This window comes from Vibrio sp. B1-2, from assembly GCF_963888445.1.
Taxonomy (GTDB): Bacteria; Pseudomonadota; Gammaproteobacteria; order Enterobacterales; family Vibrionaceae; genus Vibrio; species Vibrio anguillarum.
Map to the genome: position 1 here is coordinate 42,491 of NZ_CAWPJH010000007.1, position 11,753 is coordinate 54,243.

General features: G+C 45.3%; 9 protein-coding genes. 5 read left to right on the forward strand and 4 right to left on the reverse strand.

The window, feature by feature from the left end; translation table 11 throughout:
• The first annotated feature begins 78 nt into the window (after positions 1-78).
• On the forward strand, positions 79-1,719 hold the full coding sequence (locus AACQ75_RS03680) for a CTP synthase (protein WP_013856040.1): 1,641 nt from the start codon (positions 79-81) through the stop codon (positions 1,717-1,719).
• 79 nt (positions 1,720-1,798) lie between these two features.
• A complete protein-coding gene (gene eno, locus AACQ75_RS03685; RefSeq protein WP_013856041.1) occupies positions 1,799-3,100 on the forward strand; it encodes a phosphopyruvate hydratase in 1,302 nt (433 codons plus the stop codon).
• A 116-nt stretch (positions 3,101-3,216) separates the two neighbouring features.
• Here the strand turns inward: eno and AACQ75_RS03690 are convergent, their stop codons facing one another.
• Entirely contained in the window at positions 3,217-4,428 is a 1,212-nt protein-coding gene (locus tag AACQ75_RS03690; protein WP_170889522.1) for a multifunctional CCA addition/repair protein, read from the reverse strand.
• Between the two features lie 88 nt (positions 4,429-4,516).
• Between AACQ75_RS03690 and AACQ75_RS03695 the strand changes: the two genes are divergently transcribed.
• Together AACQ75_RS03695 and AACQ75_RS03700 are read left to right on the forward strand one after the other, a co-directional pair.
• Complete coding sequence (locus AACQ75_RS03695) at positions 4,517-6,115, forward strand: ExeA family protein (protein ID WP_170889524.1); 1,599 nt, start codon at positions 4,517-4,519, stop codon at positions 6,113-6,115.
• Entirely contained in the window at positions 6,115-6,882 is a 768-nt protein-coding gene (locus AACQ75_RS03700) for a general secretion pathway protein GspB (RefSeq protein ID WP_170889526.1), read from the forward strand. Before AACQ75_RS03695 ends, AACQ75_RS03700 begins: the two co-directional genes overlap by 1 nt.
• 62 nt (positions 6,883-6,944) lie before the next feature.
• Here the strand turns inward: AACQ75_RS03700 and AACQ75_RS03705 are convergent, their stop codons facing one another.
• From AACQ75_RS03705 to AACQ75_RS03715, 3 genes are all read right to left on the reverse strand, one after another.
• On the reverse strand, positions 6,945-7,553 hold the full coding sequence (locus tag AACQ75_RS03705; RefSeq protein ID WP_170889528.1) for a TIGR04211 family SH3 domain-containing protein: 609 nt from the start codon (positions 7,551-7,553) through the stop codon (positions 6,945-6,947).
• A gap of 158 nt (positions 7,554-7,711) precedes the next feature.
• Positions 7,712-8,971, reverse strand: a complete 1,260-nt coding sequence (locus tag AACQ75_RS03710; RefSeq protein WP_026027278.1) for an inorganic phosphate transporter — start codon at positions 8,969-8,971, stop codon at positions 7,712-7,714.
• Between the two features lie 144 nt (positions 8,972-9,115).
• Positions 9,116-9,796, reverse strand: a complete 681-nt coding sequence (locus AACQ75_RS03715) for a TIGR00153 family protein (RefSeq protein ID WP_013856047.1) — start codon at positions 9,794-9,796, stop codon at positions 9,116-9,118.
• Between the two features lie 204 nt (positions 9,797-10,000).
• Between AACQ75_RS03715 and AACQ75_RS03720 the strand changes: the two genes are divergently transcribed.
• Positions 10,001-11,524 (forward strand): CYTH and CHAD domain-containing protein, encoded by a 1,524-nt coding sequence (locus AACQ75_RS03720; protein ID WP_170889530.1) that lies wholly within the window; start codon positions 10,001-10,003, stop codon positions 11,522-11,524.
• Positions 11,525-11,753 lie beyond the last annotated feature (229 nt).

Sequence of the window (11,753 nt, forward strand, 5' to 3'; positions counted from 1 at the left end):
CGAATAAGGGCTTCTGGTATATTTTTATCCCGTCCAGAAGAAATCCATTTCCCTCATTCAACCAATTTCAGGTTAAACATGACGACAAATTACATTTTTGTTACTGGCGGGGTTGTATCCTCTCTAGGTAAAGGTATTGCGGCAGCATCTCTTGCGGCGATTTTAGAAGCTCGTGGTCTTAAAGTGACTATGATGAAGCTTGACCCTTACATCAACGTTGACCCAGGCACAATGAGCCCAACTCAACATGGTGAAGTGTTTGTCACGGAAGATGGCGCTGAAACTGACCTTGACCTTGGTCACTACGAACGTTTTATTCGTACCAAAATGACCAAGCGCAATAACTTTACTGCTGGTCGTGTTTATGCCGATGTATTGCGTAAAGAGCGCCGCGGTGACTACCTAGGTGCAACGATTCAGGTTATTCCACACATCACTAATGCGATTAAAGATCGCGTTATCGCAGGCTCTGAAGGTCACGATGTCGCTATCGTTGAAGTGGGCGGAACCGTTGGTGATATCGAGTCATTGCCATTTATGGAAGCGATTCGTCAGCTTGCGATTGAAGTGGGCCGTGAACACGCAATGTTTATGCACCTGACTTTAGTTCCTTACCTTGCCGCTGCTGGTGAAGTGAAAACCAAACCGACTCAACATTCAGTTAAAGAGCTGCTTTCTATCGGCATTCAGCCTGATATTTTGGTTTGTCGTAGCGATCGCGTTATCCCAGCGAACGAACGTAAGAAAATTGCTTTGTTCTGTAACGTGCCTGAAAAAGCCGTTATCTCGATGAAAGATGTTGATTCTATCTACAAGATCCCTCAACTGATCAAAGCTCAAGGTTTGGATGATATCGTTTGTAACCGTTTTGGTATTAAAGCACCGGAAGCGGATCTTTCTGAATGGGAACAAGTGATTTACGAAGAGGCTAACCCAACCGCTGAAGTGGTGATCGGGATGGTCGGTAAATACATTGAATTGCCTGATGCTTACAAATCGGTTAACGAAGCACTGAAACACGCAGGTTTGAAAAACCGTTTGAGCGTGAAAATCAAATACATCGATTCTCAAGACGTTGAAACCAAAGGTGCGGAAGTGCTGACTGGTTTGGACGCAATCCTCGTACCTGGCGGTTTTGGTGACCGCGGTATCGAAGGTAAAATTCTTGCTGCGCAATATGCCCGCGAAAATAAAGTACCTTACCTAGGGATTTGTTTAGGTATGCAAGTGGCGCTGATAGAATACGCGCGTAATGTTGCGGGTATGAAAGGTGCGCATTCAACAGAATTTAACAAAGAGACTCAATACCCTGTGGTAGGCTTGATCACCGAATGGGTAGATGACGAAGGTAACGTAGAAGAGCGTACTGAAAAGTCTGATCTTGGTGGTACTATGCGCCTTGGTTCGCAGCTATGCCACTTAGAGAAAGGCACCAAAGCGTATGAGCTTTACGGTAGTGCAACCATTCATGAACGTCATCGTCACCGTTATGAAGTTAATAATAAACTTCGTCCGCAGATCGAAAAAGCTGGCTTGAAAGTATCAGGTCTGTCTGCTGATAAGAAGCTAGTTGAAGTGATTGAGAACCCTGCTCACCCATGGTTTGTAGCAGCTCAGTTCCACCCAGAATTCACGTCAACCCCTCGTGATGGTCACCCACTATTTGCAGGCTTTATTAAAGCGGCAGGTGAGTTCCAACGCGGTGAATCAGAGAAGTAACAAGGATACGGGCAGTTGCAATTGTTGTGCTGCTGCCCTTTATAGTTTTGACATTTAAATTCAACGAGAGGAAACATTAATGTCTAAGATCGTTAAAGTTCTAGGTCGCGAAATCATCGACTCACGTGGTAACCCAACAGTAGAAGCTGAAGTTCACCTAGAAGGCGGTTTCGTAGGTATGGCAGCTGCGCCATCTGGTGCATCTACTGGTTCTCGCGAAGCTCTTGAGCTACGTGACGGTGACAAATCACGTTTCCTAGGTAAAGGTGTTCTTAAAGCGATTGCAGCTGTAAACGGCCCAATTGCTGATGCTCTAGTTGGTAAAGATGCTAAAGATCAAGCAGCTATCGACCAAGTGATGATCGACCTTGATGGTACTGAAAACAAATCTAACTTCGGTGCGAACGCAATCCTAGCAGTTTCTCTAGCGAACGCAAAAGCGGCTGCGGCTGCGAAAGGCATGCCTCTATACGAGCACATTGCTGAGCTAAATGGTACTGCTGGCCAATTCTCTATGCCTCTACCAATGATGAACATCATCAACGGTGGTGAGCACGCAGATAACAACGTAGACATCCAAGAGTTTATGATCCAACCTGTTGGCGCAAAAACTCTTAAAGAAGCAGTACGCATGGGTGCAGAAGTATTCCATAACCTAGCTAAAGTTCTGAAGTCTAAAGGCTACAACACTGCTGTTGGTGACGAAGGTGGTTTCGCTCCTAACCTAAAATCTAACGCTGAAGCGCTAGAAGTTATTGCAGAAGCGGTTGCAGCGGCTGGCTACGTGCTAGGCAAAGACATCACTCTAGCGATGGACTGTGCAGCATCTGAGTTCTTCGATAAAGACGCTGGCATCTACAACATGAAAGGTGAAGGCAAAACGTTCACTTCAGAAGAGTTCAACCACTACCTAGCGGGCCTTGTTGAGCAATTCCCAATCGTTTCTATCGAAGACGGTTTGGACGAGTCTGATTGGACTGGTTTCAAACACCAAACTGAACTTCTAGGCGACAAAATTCAGTTAGTGGGTGATGATCTATTCGTTACTAACACTAAGATCCTTAAAGAAGGTATTGAGAAAGGTATCGTTAACTCAATCCTTATCAAGTTCAACCAAATCGGTTCTCTAACTGAGACTCTAGCTGCAATTAAGATGGCTAAAGACGCAGGTTACACAGCGGTAATCTCTCACCGTTCTGGCGAAACTGAAGATGCAACTATCGCTGATCTAGCAGTAGGTACAGCTGCAGGTCAAATCAAAACGGGTTCTATGAGCCGTTCTGACCGTGTTGCTAAGTACAACCAACTAATCCGTATTGAAGAAGCGCTAGCTGGTCGTGCTCCTTTCAACGGTCTTAAAGAAGTGAAAGGCCAAGCTTAATCCCACGGGGTACAGCTTAGCATCATTACTTTAAAGAACGCCCTGCAATGCAGGGCGTTTTGTTTTTTCTGCTATCGCAACTCGCATTTTGAATTGCGAGTTGAGAAGAGAAAGATTTACACCGCGCTAATCGCTGCGATCCGTCGTTTATCCAGTTCTTCTTTGATCGCTTTCCCTTGAAAGCCATCACGGATCACCTGTTGTACATCGATACTCAGTGCCGCTTGATAAGCTTTGAGAAAAATATCGCGTTGCGGATAAGGGGTCTCTTCACAACCTAATCGACCCGCATGATCGGCCTGACAACAAAGTAAAACGTCCAGCAAGCGCTCAGGCTTGCGCCATGCATCGAGTTTATCGAGTATTTTGAGTTTGGTGCTGGGTTTTAATTCTGCCGCTCGATGAATATTGGAGTGCTGCTCGCAGACGAGCAGTGCCAACTCTTTACACTCATTTGGAATACGCACCCGCTTGCACAAGGATTTAATGATATTAACTCCTGTGTGACAGTGCATTTTATGGCTGGGCCATTCGCTTTTAGGTGTGACTCCTTTGCCTAAGTCATGCACTTGCGCTGCAAAACGAACCGCTATCGATGAAGAGAGCTTCGCCGCTTGCGCTGCAACCATTAAGGTGTGTACTCCGGTATCAATTTCTGGATGCCATTTTTCCGGTTGAGGAACACCAAACAGGCGATCCAGTTCGGGTAATACCACTTTAAGTGCACCGCATTCATATAAAACAGAAAGAAATATTTCTGGATGCCGAGTGGCCAGTGATTTCTGCCACTCTTGCCATACGCGCTCGGCGGTTAAGTGTTGCAACTCACCTGATTGCGTTATTTGTTTCATCAGTGCCATGGTTTCATCGGCAATGGTAAAATCTAAATGTGCGAATTTGGCCGCAAAACGAGCCACGCGAAGGACGCGTAGTGGATCTTCGATAAAGGCATCAGAAACATGGCGCAGTAGGCGATTGTGCAGATCGCGCTGGCCGCCATAGGGGTCAATAAGCTTACCAGCGTTATCTTGTGCAATGGCGTTAATGGTCAGATCGCGGCGGGCGAGATCCTCTTCCAAAGTCACATCGGGTGCGTAGTAGCAGGCAAAGCCTGTGTAGCCAGCGCCAGTTTTGCGCTCAGTGCGAGCAAGGGCATACTCTTGTTTCGTTTTCGGGTGAAGAAATACGGGAAAATCTTTTCCTACAGGAGTAAAACCAGTGGCCAGCATTTGCTCTGGGCTGCTGCCTACTACAACCCAATCTTTGTCATAGATATCAATATGGAGCAACTGATCGCGTACCGCGCCCCCAACTAAGTATACTTGCACCGGATTACCTTAAATATGCTGAAACGCCATTGGCGATTGATGTTAGTAATGGTACTTTTCATCACAGTGAAATGATAGAGACGAGAGAATGTATAAGGAATTTTTTGGATTTACCGAGCCGCCATTTTCAATTGTACCGAGCTCTCGTTACCTATTTTTGAGCCATCGTCATCGTGAAGCGATGCAACATTTACAAGCAGGGCTGGGTGATGGTGGTGGTTTTGCGCTATTAACTGGTGAAGTGGGGACTGGCAAAACAACCATCGCAAGAGCGATGCTTGCGGCACTCGATGATAGTACTCAGGCGGGGTTTATTTTAAATCCAACTTTTTCGAACATCGAGTTGCTTGAAGCGATTTGTGATGAGTTTGCGCTGTCTTACCCACCGTCAGGGAGTTTAAAAGCGCTTAGCCAAGTAATTTATCATCATTTACTGCATAACCACGCGCAAGGGAAACAGACGCTATTAGTGATAGATGAAGCGCAGCATCTGGCCGCCGATGTACTGGAACAGTTGCGACTACTGACTAACCTTGAAACGGAGAGCCGTAAGTTACTTAAGGTTTTACTGATTGGTCAGCCCGAGTTACAACAAAAATTGCAATTACCTCAATTACGCCAACTTGCGCAACGTATTACCGGTCGTTATCACTTGCTGCCTCTCAATGTTCAAGAGACAGAGCAGTACATCCACTTTCGTTTAGCGTTAGCTGGCGGTCACAAGGATTGGTTTGATCAGAAAAGTATCAAATGGATAGCAGAACAGACCCACGGTATTCCGCGTTTAATTAACTTAGTGTGCGATGCGAGTTTCAAGTTAGCCTATCAGCAGGGCGTGAAAGCGCTCTCATTTGAATTAGTGCGTACCGCGGGTCAAGAGGTCATGAATTTTCAGTCCTCGGTCTATCAGTCGCCTCATGCTCGCCTCGTACCGTCTTCAATATCGTATCGCTCTCCTCTCATTGCGGGTTTAGTGTTAGCGGTGTTCATGGCGTGGCTTAGCCCGCCATGGATTGATCGCATGATGCGCTTTGCGTTGCCTTCCCCTGAATTACCTAAACCGATCACTCAAGTGGTGATCAGTGCTCAATTGGAACAAGATCTAGAACGCTCGAAGGCATTGGAAGCGGCCATTAGCGATCTTTATAAAGTTTGGGGTTACAGTGCATCTTTGGCCGATAGTTTTTGTGATGTTCAAGCACAAGGACGCTTTCAATGTCAGCGTATGCAGGGTGATTTCAACCAATTAAAGCAGTTAAATTTGCCAGTGGTGCTTACTTTAGCTGCGGAGCAAACACAAGCTTATGCGGTGCTGTACCAGATCAATGCTGAGCAGGTGCAATTGTTAATGGCAGGAAAGCATGTGCAAATTAACCAAAGTCAGCTCAATGACGTATGGACAGGAGAATATCACTACATTTGGCAGCACGATTTACTCCGAACGTTGAAACAGGGCATGCAAGGAGATGATGTTGAACTGCTTGACCAAAAATTGTCTCAGTTACTTGGAGAGCAAGCCACAGGGCATCAACAATTTGATGGTGAGGTAAAGCGCAAAGTAGCGTTTTTCCAGCGCTGGCAGAAAATGGACAGCGATGGTATTGCTGGGGCTCGCACGATCAGTCGGCTTGAGCTATTGACTCAACACAACGCACCTCGTCTTCTCATTACTAAGGAGCAAGGATAATGTCGCAAGTGCTTAAAGCATTAGAGCAATCAGAGCTTAGCCACCAGAGCAAAAGCTTACCTCACTCTTCTCATGTGGCAGTGTTTAATCAATCCTTGCCATCTTCATGGTGCTCGAAATCATCGCTTACCGTGTTGTTTGCTCCATCGTTACTCTGTTGCGGTTATCTTGTTTATCATTCATACCAAGCTCGAATCGATGAGCTAGAACAATTGAAGCGCAATGCGCCACAAGTTGTGCAACAAGAGGGGGCTTACCAAGTTCTGGAATACCCTGACTTTGGTGAGTTACAAACCAATACACCACGAGTGAAAACACTTACCGAGACAAGCTCTACGCCGCCACTTACTCCTTTACATGATACTCAGTTGACGACTCGTGAGCCGCGAGATAAAAACGCAGATCAGGAGTTTGGCCTTAATGATCTCGACTTAAGTCAATTATCCCCGGAATTGGTACAACGAGTCGAGTTGGCGATTCAAGGCAAAGATCAAGTCGTACTTGTAGGAGACACATCAAAAGATCATCTTCTGCTCACAGAACATCTTGATACCTTTTCAGAACGTATCCCAGCGCTGAATTTCCAGACTCACGTTTATTCAAGTCGCACAGATAAACGATGGGTAAAAATTAATGGCGTAGAGCGAAAGGTAGGCGATGATGTGGTGAATGGCGTGCAATTAGTCGAGATCAATCCGCAATCAACCTTGATACGTTTCGATGGTGAATTGATTGAAATCCCAGCTCTTTATGATTGGAAAGGATAAAAAAACGGTCACCTTTCTCTGGTGACCGTTTTTCAAGTGATAGATCCAGTCTGTTAGGGAGATTATGCCCAACCAGAAGGGTGTTTCTTACGGCGTGGGATAATGTGTGGCAAAATTAGTCCAAGTAACAGACCAATACCCGCTACGCCGCCCCCATAAGTAAAGTATTTAAGCAGTAGATCCTCTTTCTGAGTATCCAGCTTAGCGCGCAGTTCGCGAATTTCAGTTTGTGAATCAGTGAGCTGCTTACTGATATCACTATAGTTTTGTTCTAACTCTGAAATTTGTTGATTGCGAGCCTCTAATGAATTGGCCAATCCGGCTTTTTCACTGTCTGCATTTTGCTTTGCATTGGCCAATTTATTTTTCACTTCGGCCAGCTCACTCTCCAATTTCGGCAAACGCATCGCCATGCTTTCTTGGCGAATGACAAAACGGCTTTCAACCCAACCCGTGCGGCCTTTCTCATCGATAATTTGGCTATAACCAGTATCGTTATTAACATCAAGCAGCTTTACTTTGTCTCCTGCATCGATGCTACCGAGAATGCGAAATTGGTTACTTGGACCTGAATGCATATAAGTAAAGAGTTTGTCCGCAATATAGCGGTCTTGCGCAAACGTTGGCGCAGCCAACATGGTCAGTAAAACCATGCAGATCAGTTTTTTCACGATAAGTCCTTTAGCTATCAAATGAGGTATTAAAATGCTTTCGACAAATATTAAGAAGTTTCGTTGATTGGTGCAACAAAGAAGGGAGGCTAAGCCTCCCTTTCTGTGCGTTTGAGTCAATTAATGACATTGCACTTACAATCTATTGACTTATTGTATTAGCCAAATATTGCTTGCAGGGCATAGAAGAAAATGACCGCAAGTAAAGCGCCTGCTGGCAAGGTGACAATCCATGAAGCAACGATATTACGCACCACACCTAGATTCAATGCCGCAATTCCACGAGCAAAACCAACCCCTAATACCGCACCAACAAGTGTTTGTGTGGTTGAGATTGGAAGGCCAGTACCTGATGCCAATACGACCGTTGACGCTGTTGCCAACTGAGCGGCAAAGCCACGGCTTGGCGTCAGTTCAGTGATACCCGTACCGACCGTCGCCATCACTTTGTGACCAAGGGTAGCTAGGCCAACCACAATACCAAAACCACCCAGTGGCAAAATCCACCAAGCAATTGAGCTTTTAGCACTAACAGCACCCAAGCTTTCAACAGTTGAAACCACCGCAGACAGAGGACCAATCGCGTTAGCTACATCATTTGAACCATGCGCAAAAGCCATTGCACACGCAGTGATCACCATCAATACGCTAAAGATGCTCTCAACACCGGAAAACCCATGGTCTTCTTCGCGGTTGGCAAATTTTCTCTTGATGTAGTAGTAACCACCGACCATAACAAGGCCTGATAACGCCGCAGAACATAACCATGCTTCACCGGTACTCAAGTGTAAGCCTATATGTTTAAGGCCTTTTTTGATGGTAACCAGTGCGATCACCATAGTGGTGATGAACATATAAATAGGAACAAAGCGTTTGGCATTCATCAGTGGATTTTCAGTATCGAAAATCAATCGTTGAGCACTGACGAAGATTAAGTAGGCGAACAAACCAGAAATGACTGGAGTGACAATCCAACTGCCTACGATGCCTTTTACTGAGGCCCAATCAACCGCTTCTGGGCCGACAGATATGCAGGCAAATCCGATAATGGCGCCGATGATAGAGTGAGTCGTTGATACAGGCCAACCCATGTATGAAGCCAACAATAACCATGTTCCGGCAGCGAGAAGTGCAGACATCATGCCATAAACAAGAACGTCGGGTTGGTGAGCGAAAAGTGCGGGTTCGATGACGCTGTTACGAATGGTTTCGGTTACTTCACCACCCGCTAAATATGCACCAGCGAATTCAAAAATCATCGCAATGATAATAGCTTGTTTTACGGTTAGCGCTTTTGAGCCTACTGAAGTTCCCATTGCATTAGCAACATCATTTGCACCAATACCAATCGCCATCATGAAGCCAAAAGCGGCTGCAACAAGAATCAGGACAGTGCCGTAGTTCGCAAGGATATCCATCGTAATACCTAGTCTTTTGATAACAAGCGGAGCATAACTGGACTCATTTTCTCGAAGCGAGTCAAAACCATCAGCGGAGAAAATAATCAACGCCTAAGCTGATGGATCAAGTTTTGCTCTTCGTTATTTGGTTAACTTACTGATTTAAGAGCGAGAAAGCATTAGTTCAAGACGAGCGCCAACGCGCTGAGCTTGATCGGCAATGCCGCCCACCCATTCTAGAATTTTGTACAAGAACATTACATCGATCGGATTCATTTTCGACTCAATAGCCATTAATTGTTGGCGGAGTCGAACCTGCATCGCATCGGTGTCATCTTCAATCACATCCAGTTGATTGATCATTTCCGCCACCAGTGTGACTTCACGACCTTTAAATCCTGTTTCCAATAACTCATCGAGCTCATTGATCACTTTTTGCGCTTGATTTGCTGCATCAAGGCAGCGTTTTACGTAGGCAATGAAGTTTTCTTGAAGAGGCTCTGGGATGATCAATTGACGACCGTAGACACGGCCTGCAATATCTTTTGCAAGGTTGGCCAGTTTATCTTGCTGAGTTAACAGCTCTAGCATGTCAGTACGATCGACAGGCATAAATAAACCGCGTGGTAGTTTAAGACGAATTTCACGCTTGAGTACGTCCGCTTCTTTCTCTAAATGAGAAATTTGGGCTCGAATTTCACCTGCTTTCTCCCAGTCACCCTTTGAACAAACTTCAAAGAAATTGACTAAGTGAGAGCAACATTCATTCACACACACAACGTGGCGCTGCAAAGGCTTTATAGGGGACTTTGCAAATAACCCCATAATTGTATTTACTGGCATGGTCGTTCAACCTAAAAAATATAACCTTAAAATAACATACACCATTCATGGCGAAATGTTGAGCGATGGCTATAAAGGCGCGCATGTTAACCCATTAAATCTCTCATTAAAACTGTTTTAGATCATCATTCCGGTGATATTTGTTACTTGCCCCACTGTGCATTAGGCCATATTCTTTCGCTATCTGCTTTGAAAGGGTTAGTTATGGAAACCGAGATAGAACTGAAGTTTTTTGTTTCACCAGAATTTTCGGAAATTTTGCGTTACAAGATCTCTGAAATCAAAGTACTTCAGCACAGTTGTCGAGCGTTAGGGAACACTTACTTCGATACACCTGACAACTGGTTGCGTCAACACGACACAGGGCTTCGTATTCGTCGCTTTGATGATGTGTATGTTCAAACTGTTAAAACGGCGGGTCGAGTCGTTGCAGGGTTGCACCAAAGACCAGAATACAATGCTGAGCACAACAGCAATGAACCGAACTTGACGCTTCATCCGGAAGATATATGGCCACAAGGTAAAGATATTACGACCTTACAATCTGAACTGATGCCTCTATTTTCGACCAACTTCACACGCGAGCAGTGGCTGATTGGCATGGCCGATGGCAGCCAAGTTGAAGTGGCTTTCGATCAAGGTTTTGTTGTTGCAGGTGAAAAACAAGAACCTATCTGCGAAGTGGAGCTGGAGTTGAAATCGGGGCAAACGGATGCCTTGTTTACGTTAGCTCGCCAGTTTTGTGAGCACGGTGGTATGCGTCTGGGTAACTTGAGTAAAGCGGCGCGAGGCTATCGTCTTGCGTCTGGTTATCAAGGTGATGAAGTTCACGCCTTAACCTTGGTCAATACAGTCAGTACTGACAGCGTGGAAGAGTGTTTTATTCACTCGCTAGAGCATGCATTATCCCATTGGCATCACCATGAACAGATCTACACCGAGCGCGATTCAATTCCGGCGTTACATGAGATAAGCCACGCCACCAGTTTTTTACGCCAGATCTTGAGCATTTATGGCGGCATTGTGCCACGTCGCGCCAGCGCTATTTTACGTCAGGAATTGAAATGGTTGGAGCAAGAGTTATCGTGGTTAAAAACTCATGACTACCTAACAAACCTGCTTGAAGATAAAGGCCACGCACTGCGTAAACTGGACGCTCGTAAATTTATCATCGCCGAGTTAAAAGAGCAGCAAGAGGCACTACCCACTCGGGAAGAAAACTTAAAGCTGCTCAGTTCGGCGCGTTATACTGGGTTACTGCTTGATCTCAGTCGTTGGATTTTGAGCCGTGGATGGCAACCCTTCTTGGACGATAAAGCCAGAGAAAAAATGGCGCGTAACGTCGGTTCGTTTTCGGTGAAGCAGTTGGATCGCACATGGGCCGAGTTAATGGAAGCTTTTCCTCCTAAAGTTGAGCTAAGCCCTCAAGAGTATATTAATCAGCAGTATCGTTTAATGCGTAATCTCTACACTGGCATCGGTTTTGCGAGCCTTTATGATATTGAAGAACGCAAAAACTTCCGTCTCCCTTGGGCTGATTTACTGCAAGGAATAGATGATTTATTAATGCTCAAGCCGCTAGAGAATTTGATCGACAAGTTGCAAGAAGACGAACAAGAACAACTCAAGCGATGGCTGATTCGTCAACAAAACTCCATTGTTCATGCGATGGAGCAGACGCGACAAATTGGCATTGAAGCCGAGCCTTATTGGCGTAAAAGTCGCTAATCAACATGGCTCACAGCCAAAATGAAAAAGAGATACTGCGGTGTCTCTTTTTTTATGTCTCTGCTCATTTAGTTTCATTAATTGCAATTGATTTGTGGATGAGATCAAATCTCCAACAGGTTGCACAACGAAACGACTACAGTTCAAAAAATCAGGGTCGATAGAAACCTAACAGGTATCATGATTGACAGGGATGAACAACAAGCCTGAGATCACAAATAATGCCATG